16 protein-coding genes and 1 pseudogene are annotated in these 14,418 nt (G+C 63.3%); 8 read left to right on the top strand and 9 right to left on the bottom strand.

The window, feature by feature from the left end; all coding sequences use genetic code 11:
* Positions 1-56: 56 nt before the first annotated feature.
* Positions 57-1,016, bottom strand: coding sequence for a transcriptional regulator FtrA (gene ftrA, locus N4Q37_RS01905; protein WP_260954814.1), 960 nt, complete (start codon positions 1,014-1,016; stop codon positions 57-59).
* 102 nt (positions 1,017-1,118) lie between these two features.
* On the opposite strand from ftrA, the gene N4Q37_RS01900 reads away from it, so the two are divergent.
* A complete protein-coding gene (locus tag N4Q37_RS01900) occupies positions 1,119-1,553 on the top strand; it encodes a rhodanese-like domain-containing protein (protein WP_260954812.1) in 435 nt (144 codons plus the stop codon).
* Between the two features lie 93 nt (positions 1,554-1,646).
* Positions 1,647-2,363, top strand: a complete 717-nt coding sequence (locus N4Q37_RS01895) for an alpha/beta hydrolase (protein ID WP_260954810.1) — start codon at positions 1,647-1,649, stop codon at positions 2,361-2,363.
* Between the two features lie 45 nt (positions 2,364-2,408).
* Here the strand turns inward: N4Q37_RS01895 and N4Q37_RS01890 are convergent, their stop codons facing one another.
* Together N4Q37_RS01890 and N4Q37_RS01885 are read right to left on the bottom strand one after the other, a co-directional pair.
* Entirely contained in the window at positions 2,409-2,996 is a 588-nt protein-coding gene (locus tag N4Q37_RS01890; protein ID WP_260954808.1) for a hypothetical protein, read from the bottom strand.
* A gap of 98 nt (positions 2,997-3,094) precedes the next feature.
* Positions 3,095-3,376 (bottom strand): hypothetical protein, encoded by a 282-nt coding sequence (locus tag N4Q37_RS01885; protein WP_260954807.1) that lies wholly within the window; start codon positions 3,374-3,376, stop codon positions 3,095-3,097.
* Between the two features lie 141 nt (positions 3,377-3,517).
* Between N4Q37_RS01885 and selD the strand changes: the two genes are divergently transcribed.
* Together selD and mnmH are read left to right on the top strand one after the other, a co-directional pair.
* Positions 3,518-4,552 (top strand): selenide, water dikinase SelD, encoded by a 1,035-nt coding sequence (gene selD / locus N4Q37_RS01880; protein ID WP_260954805.1) that lies wholly within the window; start codon positions 3,518-3,520, stop codon positions 4,550-4,552.
* On the top strand, positions 4,552-5,655 hold the full coding sequence (gene mnmH, locus N4Q37_RS01875; protein ID WP_260954803.1) for a tRNA 2-selenouridine(34) synthase MnmH: 1,104 nt from the start codon (positions 4,552-4,554) through the stop codon (positions 5,653-5,655). Before selD ends, mnmH begins: the two co-directional genes overlap by 1 nt.
* Before the next feature lie 90 nt (positions 5,656-5,745).
* Here the strand turns inward: mnmH and N4Q37_RS01870 are convergent, their stop codons facing one another.
* Positions 5,746-6,420: a histidine phosphatase family protein gene (locus N4Q37_RS01870; protein WP_260954801.1), complete on the bottom strand. Its 675-nt coding sequence runs from the start codon at positions 6,418-6,420 to the stop codon at positions 5,746-5,748.
* 305 nt (positions 6,421-6,725) lie between these two features.
* On the opposite strand from N4Q37_RS01870, the gene N4Q37_RS01865 reads away from it, so the two are divergent.
* From N4Q37_RS01865 to N4Q37_RS01855, 3 genes are all read left to right on the top strand, one after another.
* Positions 6,726-7,424, top strand: coding sequence for a glutathione binding-like protein (locus N4Q37_RS01865; protein ID WP_260954800.1), 699 nt, complete (start codon positions 6,726-6,728; stop codon positions 7,422-7,424).
* 159 nt (positions 7,425-7,583) lie between these two features.
* Entirely contained in the window at positions 7,584-8,558 is a 975-nt protein-coding gene (gene hemB, locus N4Q37_RS01860; RefSeq protein ID WP_260954799.1) for a porphobilinogen synthase, read from the top strand.
* Between the two features lie 29 nt (positions 8,559-8,587).
* A complete protein-coding gene (locus tag N4Q37_RS01855) occupies positions 8,588-9,682 on the top strand; it encodes a DUF1615 domain-containing protein (RefSeq protein WP_260954798.1) in 1,095 nt (364 codons plus the stop codon).
* Between the two features lie 137 nt (positions 9,683-9,819).
* Here N4Q37_RS01855 and N4Q37_RS01850 read toward each other — a convergent pair.
* Positions 9,820-10,089, bottom strand: a pseudogene (locus tag N4Q37_RS01850) (hypothetical protein); the annotation flags it as partial.
* Between the two features lie 186 nt (positions 10,090-10,275).
* Here N4Q37_RS01850 and N4Q37_RS01845 point away from each other — a divergent pair.
* On the top strand, positions 10,276-10,905 hold the full coding sequence (locus N4Q37_RS01845) for a glutathione S-transferase family protein (RefSeq protein WP_260954796.1): 630 nt from the start codon (positions 10,276-10,278) through the stop codon (positions 10,903-10,905).
* Between the two features lies 1 nt (position 10,906).
* Here N4Q37_RS01845 and N4Q37_RS01840 read toward each other — a convergent pair whose 3' ends face one another.
* Genes N4Q37_RS01840 through N4Q37_RS01825 form a run of 4 tightly spaced genes read right to left on the bottom strand, consistent with a single transcriptional unit; the run spans position 10,907 to position 14,358 of the window.
* Positions 10,907-11,446 (bottom strand): PqiC family protein, encoded by a 540-nt coding sequence (locus N4Q37_RS01840; RefSeq protein WP_260954795.1) that lies wholly within the window; start codon positions 11,444-11,446, stop codon positions 10,907-10,909.
* Positions 11,447-11,466: 20 nt separating this feature from the next.
* Complete coding sequence (locus N4Q37_RS01835; protein WP_260954793.1) at positions 11,467-13,125, bottom strand: PqiB family protein; 1,659 nt, start codon at positions 13,123-13,125, stop codon at positions 11,467-11,469.
* Positions 13,106-13,765: a paraquat-inducible protein A gene (locus tag N4Q37_RS01830; protein ID WP_390897879.1), complete on the bottom strand. Its 660-nt coding sequence runs from the start codon at positions 13,763-13,765 to the stop codon at positions 13,106-13,108. Before N4Q37_RS01830 ends, N4Q37_RS01835 begins: the two co-directional genes overlap by 20 nt.
* The gene (locus tag N4Q37_RS01825; RefSeq protein ID WP_260954792.1) at positions 13,762-14,358 is read right to left on the bottom strand and encodes a paraquat-inducible protein A; all 597 of its coding nucleotides are present in this window, start codon (positions 14,356-14,358) and stop codon (positions 13,762-13,764) included. The genes N4Q37_RS01830 and N4Q37_RS01825 overlap by 4 nt, the downstream gene beginning before the upstream one ends.
* Positions 14,359-14,418: the final 60 nt, after the last annotated feature.

Below are 14,418 nucleotides of genomic sequence, written 5' to 3'. Positions count from 1 at the left end.
GTGGCGAGGGGATGAAGCCCCTCGCCACAACAGCGCTCGACAGTGATATCGGCTACTTACCCGCGCCCGAACCGCTCCCGATACACCGACGGCGCCACCCCCACCACGCTGCGAAACGCCACGCGAAAACTCTCCACCGAGCGGTAGCCACACAGCAAGGCAATGTTGTCGGTATTGTCGTCGCTGCTTTCCAGCAATTCGCGGGCCCTGGCCAGGCGTTCATGCTGCAGCCAGGCCTTGGGCGAGACCCCGCAGGCCTGGGTGAAATGGCGCAGGAAGGTGCGTTCGCTCATGGCCGCCTGGCTGGCCAACTGGCGCACGCCGAGAGGTTCGTGAAGCCGTTCGCGGGCCCATTGCATGACGCTCGACAGGTCGCCGCGTGGCGTGCGGCTGACCGGCGAGGGAATGAACTGCGCCTGGCCTCCGGTGCGCTGCGGCGACATCACCAGGCGCCGCGCCACGGCGTTGGCCACCTGGGCGCCGAAGTCCCGGGCCACCAGGTGCAGGCAGGCATCGATGCCGGCGGCGCTGCCGGCCGAGGTGATGACCTGGCCGGAATCGACGTACAGCACGTGGGGGTCCACCAGGATGGCGGGAAAGCTTTCGGCCAGTTCCTCGGTGTAGCGCCAGTGCGTGGTCGCGCCGAGGCCATCGAGCAGTCCGGTGGCCGCCAGTACGAACGCCCCGGAACAGATCGACAACAGCCGTGCGCCTCGGGCGTGGGCCCTGCGCAATGCCTCGAGCAAGGCTTCGGGCGGCGGCACGCTACGGTCGCGCCAGCCCGGTACGACGATGGTCCGGGCCGTCTCAAGCAGTTCCAGGGTGCCATCGGCCAACACCTGGAAACCGCCCAGGGCGCGCATCGGGCCGGCATCGACCGCGACGATGCGGTGCTCGTACCAGGGGAAATCGAATTCGGGCCGCTCCAAGCCAAAGATTTCCACGGCCACACCGAATTCGAAGGTACACAGGCCGTCGTAGGCAAGGATGGCCACCAGGCCGGGGTTAGGCTGCATTTGGCGGAAAGTTCCCACAGAGTGTCGTGCGCGCCACTGTAGCGGTAAGCCGCCCACGGATAAAGTCTGCCCATGCCCTCATCCCTACCGGAGCCCCTAGCCATGCCCAGCCTGGTTCGCGAAGTACCTGCCGCACCCGCCGATATCGCCTTGCAGCATTTCAGCCAGCGCCTCACATTCGAAACGGATTGTTCCGACGTGCATGCCAGCCAGCAGGCCGGTGAAGTGGATTTTGTGCTGGTGGATGTCCGTGGGCCGCAGGCTTATGGGCGCGGCCATGTCCCCGGGGCCGTCAACCTGCCGACCCGCTCCCTCACGGCTGAGCGGCTGGCGGCTTATCCCGGAGACACCCTGTTCGTGGTGTATTGCGCCGGTCCGCATTGCAACGGTGCGAACAAGGCTGCGGTGCGCTTGGCAACGCTGGGCTATCCGGTCAAGGAAATGATCGGCGGGGTCATGGGCTGGCTCGACGAGGGCTTCCATCTGACCGGTGCGCCGGAGCGCGTGGCGAACACGGTCATTGGGTGCGACTGCTGAGATTCAACGTGGGAAATTGAGCAACGACGCGAAAGTGCTGTCTACCTCACCGCACGGTTTGCCGTGCGGCTATCGAATGATGGAGGAAGATCGATGCTCAAAGCGTTCGCCCTGTGTCTGCTGCTGGTGTCCGCCAGCCTGCAGGCCCAACCCTCGTTGCACACGGACCTGCCCCTCAATTACCTGGCCCACGCCGACGAGCAGGCCAGCAATCGGCCGCTGGTGATCTTCCTGCACGGCTCCGGCAGCAACGAAGCGGATCTGTTCGAACTCAAGGACGAGTTGCCCGGGCACTACAATTACCTCTCGGTGCGGGCGCCGAAAGTCATGGAGCCAGGGCATTACCAGTGGTTCGCCAAGAAAGGCGAGGGTGCCTACGACGGCGACACCAGCGACCTGAAGGCCAGCGGCCAGATGTTGCTGGATTTCATCGACAAGGCCCGGGCCAAATACCAGGCGGACGCCAGCCGCGTGTACCTGGTGGGGTTCAGCCAGGGGGCAATGATGAGCTACGAGGTGGCCTTGCGGCACCCCGAAGCCGTCGGCGGCATCGCCGCGATGGGCGGGCGGGTCCTGCCGGTGCTGCGGGCGGAACTGACGCCCGCCGAGCCGCGACGGGCCCTGGCGGTGTTCATCGGCCACGGCACGATCGACCCGATCATTCCTTACCGCGACGGCACCGAAGCCGACTCATTCCTGAAAACCCTGGCGCTGGAACCGGAATTCCATGGCTACCCGGGGGTGGGGCACCAGATCAGCGCCATGGAAGTCCAGGATCTGCGGGCTTGGCTGGAGCGGCTCAATCCCTGAGATCCCCGTCCAATCCCTTGTGGGAGCCCACATTGGCCGACGCGATCATTGGCCGCTGGCGATCTGTTTAACCAATGCGTCATGACCGCCCTGGTCACTGGCCCGGGAGATGATTTGCACCACGGCCATGCGCGTGCCGGAGGCGCCCAGCAGGGTGGTGTCGAGGGTCGGACCGCCACCTTGGGTGGCGCGGGTGTCGAGTTGGCGCAAGCCCAGGCCGGTGCCTTTGCGGACCAGGCTTTTTTCACTCAGGATCTTGGCATCCGGCAAGGCCTTGACGCGTTGGGCGGCGAAGTCGGCCATGGTCGTGTCGAGAAACGTGCCGTCGTTGTCCGTCACATTGGCGCCGCCGATGAGAGTGTTTTCAGCGGTGATCACCACGGTGCGGCTGCTGGCATTGCTGTACATCGTGCCACTGGCCCCGCCCGTACCCTGGTTCACCTCGCCGGCAGCCAGGGGGGTGGCCGTGAAGCCCTTGGGCAAGGTGAAGGCCAACTTGCCGCCGAGCATCGAGACCTTTTGCGGCGGTGCCTCGGCGCTGGCCTTGGGTTGCGCGGCCAGGGCCGGTCCCACGGCCAGGCTGGCCAGCGTCGTCAGCAACAAGGTGGCGGCGTGTTTACTCAGCGATGACATTGAACTCTCCACGGATGGTCGTGCTTGAAGGCCGATCATCCCATGGGCGTCGCGCCGGACTCCAGCCTCCTGTCGCGCAGCCACCGGGGTTGGCAGGCTCAGTCCGGTTCCACGTCCAGTTGCAGGCTGTCGTCGGCCAGCCGTTCGGTTCGTCGGACAATGCCGCTGATGCGCCGCCCTTCGGCGTCGAACACCACGATCTGGGCCTTCTCCAGGTCGTCCGGCAGCGGCGGCCGGACGTGCAGCGCGAACCACGGCGGCTCGCCGTCGTCGAGGCGCCGGACGTCGAAGTGACAATCGAGGCTTTTGGTCTGGCGCCCGAACAACGTGTCGAGGCCATAATCAAGATGAGTGCCGTCGGCGGCGGGGGCAAGGGGCATCGGCGATCTCCTGGATGGGTGCTCGGCTGATGTTCAAATGATTCCCCGGGGATGGGAAAATTCCATGGGCTGCACCGTACAGATTAGCTGCTTTGCCATTGCTGGTAGACTCGCCCCACTTGAATGACGAGAGGTGTGTCCATGAGCGAGCCGATTCGCCTGACCCAATACAGCCACGGCGCAGGTTGCGGCTGCAAGATCTCACCCCAGGTGCTGGAAGTGATCCTGGCCGGCAGCGGTGCGCAAAACCTCGACCCCCGGTTGTGGGTCGGTAACGCGTCCCGGGACGATGCGGCGGTGTATGCCATCGACGAGGAGCGCGGGGTGGTCTCGACCACCGATTTCTTCATGCCGATCGTCGACGACCCTTTCGATTTCGGCCGCATCGCCGCCACCAACGCCATCAGCGACATCTACGCCATGGGCGGTGATCCGCTGATGGCGATCGCCATTCTCGGTTGGCCGGTCAACGTACTGGCCCCGGAAATTGCCCGGGAAGTGATCCGCGGCGGTCGTTCGGTGTGTGACGAGGCGGGCATCCCCTTGGCCGGCGGGCATTCGATCGACGCGCCGGAACCGATTTTCGGCCTGGCGGTGACCGGCCTCGTGGACAAACGCCACATGAAACGCAACGACACCGCCACGGCCGGTTGCCGCTTGTACCTGACCAAGCCCCTGGGCATCGGCATCCTCACCACGGCGGAAAAGAAGGGCAAGCTGCGCAGCACAGACATCGGCCTGGCCCGTGACTGGATGTGCACCCTCAATAAACCCGGCAGCCGTTTCGGCAAGCTCGACGGCGTGACGGCCATGACCGACGTCACCGGTTTCGGCCTGCTCGGGCATCTGGTGGAAATGGCCGACGGCAGCCAACTGACGGCGCGTATTCGCTACGACGCCGTGCCGCGCTTGCCGGGTGTCGAGTACTACCTCGACCTGGGCTGTGTGCCGGGCGGGACGTTGCGCAACTACGACAGCTACGCCAGCAAGGTCGGCCGGGTCCAGGAGTTGCACAAGCGCGTGCTGTGCGATCCGCAGACCAGCGGCGGTTTGCTGATGGCCGTCACGCCCGAAGGCGAGGACGAATTCCTGCGGGTTGCCGCTGAACTGGGCCTGACGCTGGCGCCCATTGGCGAACTGGTCGAGCGACAGACCTATGCGGTCGAGGTGTCTTGATGAGCCATGACGTCATCGATTACCGCGACATCTTCCTCCATGACCGGCCGATGATGGACACCCGCGCCCCCGTCGAATTTCTCAAGGGCGCTTTTCCAGGCGTGGTCAATTTGCCCTTGATGACCGACCACGAACGGCAACGCGTTGGCACCTGCTACAAGCAGCAGGGACAGCAGGCCGCCATCGTCCTGGGGCATCAGTTGGTGTCCGGCGAGATCAAGGCCCAGCGCATCCAGGCCTGGGCCGAATTCGCCCGGGCTCATCCCGACGGCCTGCTGTATTGCTTTCGCGGCGGCTTGCGTTCGCAGATCGTCCAGCAATGGCTCAAGGACGAAGCGGGCATCGAGTACCCCAGGGTCGGTGGCGGTTACAAGGCCATGAGGACGTTCCTGCTGGAGACGGTCGAGCAGGCGGTTGCCCAGTGCGACCTGGTGTTGCTGGGCGGCATGACCGGCACCGGCAAGACCGAAGCGCTGAACCAACTGAGCAACAGCCTGGATTTGGAAGGTTACGCCAACCATCGCGGTTCAAGCTTCGGCAAACGCGCCACCGGCCAGCCGTCCAACATCGACTTCGAAAACCGCCTGGCGGTGGATCTGCTGAAAAAGCGCGCCGCCGGTATCGAGCAATTCGTGCTGGAAGATGAGAGCCGCGTGGTCGGCAGTTGTGCCTTGCCGCTGCCTTTGTATCAGCGCATGCAGCAAGTCCCCATGGTCTGGCTCGAAGACAGCGTGGAGCGCCGGGTCGAGCGGATCCTGCAGGATTACGTCATCGATCTGTGTGCCGAGTTTGTCGCCGTGCATGGCGATCAAGGCTTCTCGCTGTTTTCCGAGCGATTGCTCGCCAGCCTGGACAACATTTACAAGCGCCTGGGTGGCGACCGCCATCGACGCTTGCGGGAAATCCTCGAAACGGCCCTGGCCGAGCAGGCCGCCAGCGGCGCCGTTGACGCCCATCGTGGCTGGATCGAAGGCCTGTTGCGTGAATATTACGACCCGATGTACGTGTTCCAACGGGAGAAAAAGGGCTTGCGGATCGAGTTCTCGGGAGAGCGGGCGGCGGTGCTGGAGTATCTGCGCGAGCGAGCGGTCCGGGGAGGGTGATCTTCCCAAATCCTCTGTGCGGTGAAAGAACCTGTGGGAGCAAGCTTTGCTCCCACATTTTTTGGAGTTTTTTGCCGTGCCTGCAATGAATCAGGTCGGACAACTCTGCTTGCCGTTATCCAGCCCTTGCTTGTAGCTCTGGCTGGTGAGGCTGGCCTTGCCGTTGTGCCAGGTCAGGGTCAGCACGTACAACGAATCGAAATCGCCTGATTCCCAGTCCTTGGTAATGGTTTGCTCCTTGCCTACCGCCTCGCCGGCGACCTTGTTGATCAGCTCCGGCAGGTAGCCGTGGGACCAGGCGGTGTAGATGGTGGCGTTGTGGTATTTGTCGTGCAGCAGTTCGTCAGCCAGGTCGCTGGTGTCGTTGGCCGAAAAATTGATGTTGACCGGCAGCCCGAGCTTGATGGCGCTGGGGCTGATGGTCATCAGCGGGCGAATGTAGCTGTAGGAGTTGTCTTGCTCGCCCTCTTCGACGTTGCGAGTAGGGTTCGCCGCGAATACGTAATCGGCCTTGCCAAACTTTTCTGGCAGCAGGGTGGCCAGGTCGATGGCGCGGTTCAGGCCCTGGCAATTGAGCTGGCCGAGGCCGCCGGCGGGTTTCTCTGCGTGGCGCAGGAAGACCAGGGTCTGCACGCCGTCGGCTGGCTGTGCGCGGCTGACACTCGATTCCAGCGACAGCACCAGGCCACAGGCCACCAGCAGCGTCGGCAGCATCAGCCACGGACGACGTTTGAAATGTGGGATGAAGCGCAGTGGTTTGCTCATCGAATCATCTTCTTCGGCACGCTTGAGGCAGGCTGACAAACCCTGGCACCGCAGGTTTTCTGGCCTGGGTATTTTCCTTGTCGTGACACCGCTTCGATTCCTCGGGGCAATGCTCAGAGTCTCTTGAGGCCCTTTGGTTCGATCCGGGACGGACCGCAGCGACCGTCAGCAGCGGATGGATGAACGTTAGCGAGGGGATGTTGCGAAATTAAGAACGCCCGACGCACATTCCATGACGCGCTGGTAATGCCTTGTCGTACCACTTGGATTATTCTCCGGGCTCGTTCATTGCCGAGCTGATCCCCATGTCTGATCTGACGTCGTTCCCCATCACGAAAAAATGGCCCGCCCAGTACCCGGAGTGGATTCAGCTCTACTCGTTGCCAACTCCCAACGGCGTGAAGGTCTCGATCATGCTCGAAGAGATCGGCCTGCCGTACGAGCCGCACAAGGTGGATTTCGGCAGCAACGACCAGCTGTCGCCTGAATTTCTTTCCCTGAACCCCAACAACAAGATCCCGGCGATCCTCGATCCCCATGGTCCGGGTGACCAGCCGTTGGCGTTGTTCGAGTCGGGGGCGATCCTGATCTATCTGGCGGACAAGAGCGGGCAACTGCTGGCCCAGGAGTCGGCGGCGCGCTACGAGACTATCCAGTGGCTGATGTTCCAGATGGGTGGGATCGGACCGATGTTCGGGCAGTTGGGTTTCTTCAACAAGTTCGCCGGCAAGGACTACGAGGACAAGCGGCCACGTGATCGTTACGTTGAGGAAAGCAAGCGCCTGCTCAAGGTGCTCGACGATCGCCTGCAAGGGCGTGACTGGATCATGGGCGAGCGCTACACCATCGCCGATATCGCCACCTTTCCGTGGGTGCGCAACTTGATTGGTTTCTACGAGGCTGGCGACTTGGTAGGCATCGGCAATTTTCCCAACGTGACGCGGGTGCTGGAGCGTTTCCTGGCGCGGCCCGCGGTGGCACGCGGGCTGAAGATCCCGGAGTGAGCCACACCGGTGATTTGCATCAAGGACCTGCTGCCCGTGTGAGCAGATGATTGCCTCGCTGGTAACGCTCTGTTTTCCAGCCGACGTTTGTGCCCTGGCCGACCAGGGCATAAGCTTTGCCCCCCTGCAATCGAACAGCGTTTTTTGCCCAGGAGTCCCATGTCCAGCCAGTTCCCCGAAGCACGTCCACGCCGTCTGCGTCGCAATGCAAGCCTGCGCAGTCTGTTCCAGGAAACCGAGTTCACCTTGAACGACCTGGTGCTGCCGATTTTCGTCGAAGAAGAAATCGATGATTTCGTGCCGATCAAGAGCATGCCGGGCGTGGTGCGCATTCCTGAGTCGAAACTGGCCGGTGAGATCGAGCGTTATGCTCGGGCGGGCATCAAGGCGGTGATGACCTTTGGCGTGTCCCATCACTTGGACAGCGACGGCAGCGACACGTGGAGCGAGCGGGGCCTGGTGTCACGCATGGCCGGGATCTGCAAGGACGCGGTGCCGGAAATGATCGTGATGTCCGACACCTGTTTTTGCGAGTACACCGACCACGGTCATTGTGGCGTCCTGCACGGCCATGAGGTGGACAACGACCGGACCCTGGTCAACCTGGGCAAGCAGGCCGTGGCGGCGGCTCGCGCCGGGGCCGATGTGATCGCGCCGTCGGCGGCCATGGACGGACAGGTCCAGGCGATTCGCAGGGCATTGGACGAAGCCGGTTTCAGTCAGACGGCCATCATGGCCTATTCCACCAAGTTCGCCTCGGCGCTCTATGGCCCGTTCCGCGAGGCCGGCGGCAGCGCGCTGAAAGGCGACCGCAAGAGCTATCAGATGAACCCGATGAACCGCCGCGAAGCGCTGCGCGAATCCTTGCTCGATGAGCAGGAGGGGGCCGATGCACTGATGGTCAAGCCGGCCGGCGCCTACCTCGACATCATCCGCGACATTCGCCAGGCCTCGAACCTGCCGCTGTCGGCTTATCAAGTCAGCGGCGAATACGCGATGATCAAATTCGCCGCCCAGGCCGGCGCCATCGACGAAGCCCGCGTGGTGCGCGAGAGCCTCGGCGCGATCAAGCGGGCAGGGGCAGACCTGATCTTCACCTACTTCGCCATGGACCTGGCGCTGAGCGGGATCTGATCCCGCCCGAACAAACCTGACGAGGCACCATGCGATTCAACCGATGGATGATCAGCGTCGCTGCGTTAATGGCCTTGGCCGGTTGCGGCAGTCGCCAGGCGCAGGAGCCTGAGCGCCAGCCCGCCGAGGTCAAGAAGCAGATCGTCCAGCTATTGCCGGTCAAGACGGCGGATCGCGAGGGCTGGGCGAATGACATCTACGTGGCCTTTGCAGCTCAGCAGATCCCCTCTACGACGCAGAATATCTGTGCGGTCCTGGCGGTGACCGAACAGGAATCGACGTTCCAGGCTGACCCTCCCGTACCGGGCCTGGGCAAGATTGCGCGGCAGGAGATCAACCGCCGGGCGGCGAAGGTGCATATTCCTGAGTTGCTGGTGGACGGCGCACTGCAGGTGCGTTCGTCCAACGGTAAAAGCTACAGCGACCGGCTCAACGCGGCGCGCAGTGAGAAGGAGCTGAGCGGGATTTTCGATGATTTCATCGGCATGGTGCCGCTGGGCAAGACGCTGTTTGGCGATTTCAATCCGGTGCACACGGGTGGGCCGATGCAGGTCAGCATCGCATTCGCCCAAGCCAATGCGCGGAATTATCCCTACACGGTGGATGGCTCGATTCGTCGCGAAGTGTTCAGTCGGCGTGGCGGGATGTATTTCGGTATCGCCCATTTGCTGGGTTACCCGGTGAGCTACACCGAGCCGCTGTATCGTTTCGCCGATTTCAATGCCGGCTGGTACGCCAGTCGCAATGCCGCGTTCCAGCATGCGGTGAGTCGGGCTTCGGGTATCACGTTGGCCCTGGACGGTGACCTGATCCTGCATGATTCCATCCTGCCGGGTAGCACTGAACGGGCGGTGCGCACCCTGGGCAAGTCCCTGGGGATGCGTAACCCGACCATACACGATCAGCTGGCGCTGGGTGACAGCCTGGCGTTCGAGGACAGCAAGCTCTACAAGCGGGTGTTCGAATTGGCTGAACAGGCCGAAGGCAAACCGTTGCCGCGGGCGCTGTTGCCGGGGATCGTGCTCAAGAGTCCGAAGATCACGCGCCAGTTGACCACGGCATGGTTTGCCAAGCGGGTGGATGAGCGTTATCGGCGGTGCATGGTGCGGGCGGCGGAGCGTTAGTCAGGTTTTTGGGCAGGGAAAAGCCTGCTGAAGAAAATCCATAAGTCCGTGGCGAGGGAGCAAGCTCCCTCGCCACAGGGTGTGCTGCATGTCATGGGCAATGTTTTCACGCGTTGCGGTCAAGCCATTCATGCGTGGTTTTCGATCAGTCGGTCGGAGCCACCTTCGGCCACACGGCGTTCCAGCATGCGATCGGCCCCGCCTTCGGCGACGCGGCTTTCGATCAGTCGGTCGGAGCCACCTTCGGCCACACGGCGTTCCAGCATGCGATTGGCCCCGCCTTCGGCGACGCGGTTTTCGATCAGGCGATCAGAACCGCCTTCGGCAACGACGGGTTGGGAGGAGGCGGCAAATACGTTGGCGGCCAGTACCGAGAAAGCGAGGCTGAGGATGACTTGGCGTTTCATGATGGTGTGCTCCGGTGTTGCAGTGGGTGGGTGTGGCGCCATTGTTGCGTCGGACAATCATCATGAGAACTTCATTGACGTGATGGTGAACATCGATGGCGATGATGGCTCGTTCGCCAGGCAGGGTGAGGGAACACCGATGGACTTGAAGGCTCTACCGGATAATCCACAGTAGGAGGCAGGTTCATGTACGAGTTATTTGGCTACAGGCAATCCGGCTCGGCAGCGGTGGAGATCGCGTTGAGCCTGTGTGGCGTGCCGTATCGTCAGGTCGCCGCCTATTCGACAGAAGACACGGAGGCCGCCCACGAGCTCGAAGCGTTGAACCCGCAGAAACAGGTGCCGACCCTGCGTCTGCCGGACGGCTCGGTGCTGACCGAGGTGGCGGCTATCCTGATTCACCTGGGGCTGACGTACCCGCAAGCGAAGTTGCTGCCTACGGACCCTGGCCAGCGCGCCCAATCCTTGCGCGGGCTGGTCTACATCGCCGCCAATTGCTACACCCCTATCGGCATCATCGATTTTCCCCAGCGTTGGCTGGCCGATGCCGACGAAGCGAGCCAGCAGCAGTTGATCGCGGGCACCCGGCAACGGCTCTATCGCAACTGGGCGCTGTTTGCCGATCAGTTTCCGGCGCGGCCATTTTTGGACGGCACCGAGCCGGGAGCGCTGGACATCCTGGCCGTAGTGATCACCCAATGGTCCGGCACGCGGGAGGCGATGCTCGAGGCCCGCCCCGAGTTCCACGGACTGCTGGAGCGCATCGACCGGCATCAACGGGTTGCGCCGGTGTTGTCCTTGCACTGGCCGGAATGAGTCAGGGGCAGGCGTTGTGCGAGACCGCTTGCCCCACCAGGCCGACCAGTTGCCGGACATTCTCCTGATGCGCCGCTACCAGCTCGTCGAGGGCTGCACCTGCCGGTGTCTGCAAGCTGTTGCGGCAGGTGAGGGGACGGGTTTGCGGGCTCGTCAGGCTACGCAGGCGCCATTGCACGTCCATGCGGGCATAGCGGCCGGGAATCGAATCGAAGCGTTGTACGTCCACCCGCAACAGCATCTTCGTGGCGCCGGGGTGGCTCAGTTGTTCTTCCAGGCTGCTGTGCAGTTCATCGGCCAGGCTGGCACCCCACCATTCGGTTTCCAGGATCGCCAGGCCGCTGCTGCCTTGGCGAATGACCATCTGGGGCCTATCCACCTGGGGCGGAACGTTGACCTGTTCGACCTGGATGTCTGCCGCGATGCCTTGGGGGGCGTTCGGTTGAGCCGGACTCAAAGTGTGGTAGTGAACCGGATCGCTGCGGCAGGCACCCAGCAGCAATGTCACGGCCAGCAGGGAAATGTTCAGCGTCGTTGGCATGGGCATGCTCCTGTGGTCATTCATTGCCTGGCCGGCAATGTGAGGTCTTGCGCCGGCGCATCCTTGGGACGTCCGCGCAGCAGCGATTCGGGGTGGCGACCCAGGTAGTCGGACAGCTCGCGCAACGAACGCGACATGCGCCCTAGGTCGTCCAGGGTCTGGGTCAGTTGCTCGCGTTGTGGCGAATCCTCGGCCAGGGTCGAGTTGGCCGAGTGTAAGGTCTTGCTCACGTCCTGCATGGTGTTTTGCACACTCGGCAAGGTCTTGCCGTTGAATTGTGCGAGGCCTTTGCGCAGTTCCACCAGGTTGCCGTCCAGATTGCTGGCGATGCTCTCCAACGGCAGCTTGTTGATCCGTTCCACCATCGATTGGAGCTGCTCCTGCAACTGTTGGAAACTGCCGGGGATGGTGGGGATGCGGACGGGGCGGGCGTTGGCGTCGAAGGCGACTTTCTCCGCCTTGGGGTAGAAATCCAGGGAGATGTACAACTGCCCGGTCAGCAGATTGCCGTTGCGGGCCTGGGCGCGCAGGCCGCGCTCGACGAAGCTGCCGATCAGCCGGGCGGAAGCGGCGTCGTCCTCGGGGTCGTGGTTGAGGGCCTTGAGCAGTTTTTCGTGGGCTTTGCCCAGGCGCTGGGGGTAGAACACCACGCCGACGTTGACCGGGAAACTGCGCTGCTGCTCATCGAAGTCCAGGTTGATGGAGACTACCCGGCCAACCTCGACGCCGAGGAACTCCACCGGCGCATCGACCCGTAGCCCACGCAACGCCTGGTCGAAGCGCAGCGCCAGGTACTGCGCCTTGCCGTCGGGAGGGGCGAGGGCGCTCTGCTCGTCGGCAAACAGCTCGAACGTCTTGTCCTGGCTGGCCGGGGTGTCGTTGGGGCTGTAGGGCGGTGCCCGAAACGCGATCCCGCCCAGCAACAGCGCCGAGAGCGATTCGGTCTGGACGGCAAAACCGTTGGCCCCGACGTTCACGTCCACGCCGCTGGCATTCCAGAACCGGGTGTTTTCGGTGACATACACGTCGTTGGGCGCGTTGACGAAGACTTCGATGTCGACGCCCTTGCCATCGGCATCCAAGGCATAGGACACCACCTGGCCCACCGGGATCTTGCGCAGGTACACCGGGGAGCCGATGTCCAGCGAGCCGAGGTCCTGGGCGTGCAGGGTGAAGCGCTTGCCCGGTTCGCCATAGGTGATCGGCGGCGGGGCCTCGAGGCCGGTGAAGGACTTGGCGCGGACTTTCGATTGGCCGGCATCGGCACCGATGAAATCCCCGGACAGCAGGGTGTCGATGCCCGAGATGCCTCCGGCCCCGATGCGTGGCCGCACCACCCAGAACACCGAGTCCTGGTGGGTGAACGTGTCGGCGTTCTTGGCGAGCTTGACCGTGGCCATGACGTTTCTCTGGTCGTCGCTCAGTTGCACGTCGGTGACCTGGCCAATCACCACGTTGCGATATTTCACCTGGGTCTTGTTAGCGGTGAGGCCCTGGCCGGTCTTGAAGGTAATGGTGATGGTCGGGCCTTCCTGCAGCCAGTTGTGGACCACCAGCGACAGGCCCACCAGCACGGCAATGATCGGCACGATCCATACCAGCGACACCGTCCAGCGCCGTCGGGTGACGTGGGCGCGCCCTGGTGCGGGGGGCGGCCCGTCAGTGGCTGGCGACTTCATTCCGGGCCTCCTCGGGGGGTGGGGTGTCCCAGATCAACCGGGGGTCGAAGCTCATGGCCGAGAGCATGGTGAACAGCACCACGAGGCCGAAGAACAGGATTCCGGGGCGCGGTTCGATATCGCTCAAGGCCTGGAACTTGACCAGCGACGCGACCATGGCAACCACCAGCACGTCGAGCATGGACCAGTAGCCGATGACTTCCACCAGCCGATACAGTTTCGCCCGCTGAAGCTGGGCCCAGGTGCTGCGCCGCTGCACGGTCACCAGCAGCAGGGTCAGGACCACGAACTTGATGCCGGGCACCGCGATGCTGGCGATGAAGATAATCAGCGCGATGTCCCAGGCGCCGCTTTGCCAGAATTCGATGACGCCACTGATGATGGTGCTGTCGGCGCCTTCGCCGAGCATCCGGGTGTTCATGACCGGCAGCAAGTTGGCCGGAATGTAGAACACCAGCGCCGCCAGCATGTAGGCCCAGGTGCGGGAGATGGCATCGGGCTTGCGTCGATGCAGGACGGCATCGCAGCGTGGACAGGTCTGGGGCTCGTCGGTCATGTCGCAGGCCAGGCCACAACTGTGGCACAGGCACAGGTTCAGTTCGTGGGCCCCAGGCGCAGGGGGCGCGGGCAGGTCGTTCACGGATGGCCCCACAGGTCACGGACATCGCGCCCGGCGATGCGGATGATCAGCAGGCTCAAGGCCGCCAGGGCGAACAGGCCGATGCCCGGTAGCACATCGAGGAGCCCGGCCAACTTGATCACCGCCACCAGTGCTCCCAGCAGGCAGACCTCCAGCATGCTCCAGGGCCGCAGGGTTTCCAGGCTGCGCATGCACAGGGCGAAGCCCGGCGCGCGCCGATGGCCATGGGCATAGCCCAGCACCCAGAGCAGGAGCGCCAGTTGGAAGGCCGGCGCCACGATGATCGCGACCGCCGCCACCAGGGCGATAAAGGTAATCGGCCCCTGGCTCAGGGCCACGATGGAATCCCACAGGGTGGCGCTGTTGCTCAGGCCCTGCAGGCGGATGCTCATGATCGGATAGACATTGGCGAACGCCCACAGCACCGCAGCCGTTACGCTCAAGGCGAGGCGTTGTTCGATGCCCAGGCTGTTGTGGCGCTGAATGATCGCGTGGCAGCGTACGCACGAGGCTTTTTCGTGCGCACGGAGTTCGACCGGCTGGTACACCGCATCGCAATGCTCACAGATGATCAATCGGTCGGCGTCGGCCATCGGGGTGCTCGGCGGGGGCAACTCTCTTCAATGATAGAAGTGAGTTGGGAATGAGCAACC

The sequence above is a fragment of the Pseudomonas citri genome, from assembly GCF_025336485.1.
In the GTDB taxonomy this organism is placed as follows: domain Bacteria; phylum Pseudomonadota; class Gammaproteobacteria; order Pseudomonadales; family Pseudomonadaceae; genus Aquipseudomonas; species Aquipseudomonas citri.
This window is presented reverse-complemented; position numbering and strand designations above follow the sequence as displayed.

Excerpts from the sequence above, each read along its gene's own strand:
- ftrA (WP_260954814.1), bottom strand. The coding sequence starts at position 1,016 with ATGCAGCCTAACCCCGGCCTGGTGGCCATCCTTGCCTACGACGGCCTG.
- N4Q37_RS01900 (WP_260954812.1), top strand. The coding sequence starts at position 1,119 with ATGCCCAGCCTGGTTCGCGAAGTACCTGCCGCACCCGCCGATATCGCC.
- N4Q37_RS01895 (WP_260954810.1), top strand. The coding sequence starts at position 1,647 with ATGCTCAAAGCGTTCGCCCTGTGTCTGCTGCTGGTGTCCGCCAGCCTG.
- N4Q37_RS01890 (WP_260954808.1), bottom strand. The coding sequence starts at position 2,996 with ATGTCATCGCTGAGTAAACACGCCGCCACCTTGTTGCTGACGACGCTG.
- N4Q37_RS01885 (WP_260954807.1), bottom strand. The coding sequence starts at position 3,376 with ATGCCCCTTGCCCCCGCCGCCGACGGCACTCATCTTGATTATGGCCTC.
- selD (WP_260954805.1), top strand. The coding sequence starts at position 3,518 with ATGAGCGAGCCGATTCGCCTGACCCAATACAGCCACGGCGCAGGTTGC.
- mnmH (WP_260954803.1), top strand. The coding sequence starts at position 4,552 with ATGAGCCATGACGTCATCGATTACCGCGACATCTTCCTCCATGACCGG.
- N4Q37_RS01870 (WP_260954801.1), bottom strand. The coding sequence starts at position 6,420 with ATGAGCAAACCACTGCGCTTCATCCCACATTTCAAACGTCGTCCGTGG.
- N4Q37_RS01865 (WP_260954800.1), top strand. The coding sequence starts at position 6,726 with ATGTCTGATCTGACGTCGTTCCCCATCACGAAAAAATGGCCCGCCCAG.
- hemB (WP_260954799.1), top strand. The coding sequence starts at position 7,584 with ATGTCCAGCCAGTTCCCCGAAGCACGTCCACGCCGTCTGCGTCGCAAT.
- N4Q37_RS01855 (WP_260954798.1), top strand. The coding sequence starts at position 8,588 with ATGCGATTCAACCGATGGATGATCAGCGTCGCTGCGTTAATGGCCTTG.
- N4Q37_RS01845 (WP_260954796.1), top strand. The coding sequence starts at position 10,276 with ATGTACGAGTTATTTGGCTACAGGCAATCCGGCTCGGCAGCGGTGGAG.
- N4Q37_RS01840 (WP_260954795.1), bottom strand. The coding sequence starts at position 11,446 with ATGCCAACGACGCTGAACATTTCCCTGCTGGCCGTGACATTGCTGCTG.
- N4Q37_RS01835 (WP_260954793.1), bottom strand. The coding sequence starts at position 13,125 with ATGAAGTCGCCAGCCACTGACGGGCCGCCCCCCGCACCAGGGCGCGCC.
- N4Q37_RS01825 (WP_260954792.1), bottom strand. The coding sequence starts at position 14,358 with ATGGCCGACGCCGACCGATTGATCATCTGTGAGCATTGCGATGCGGTG.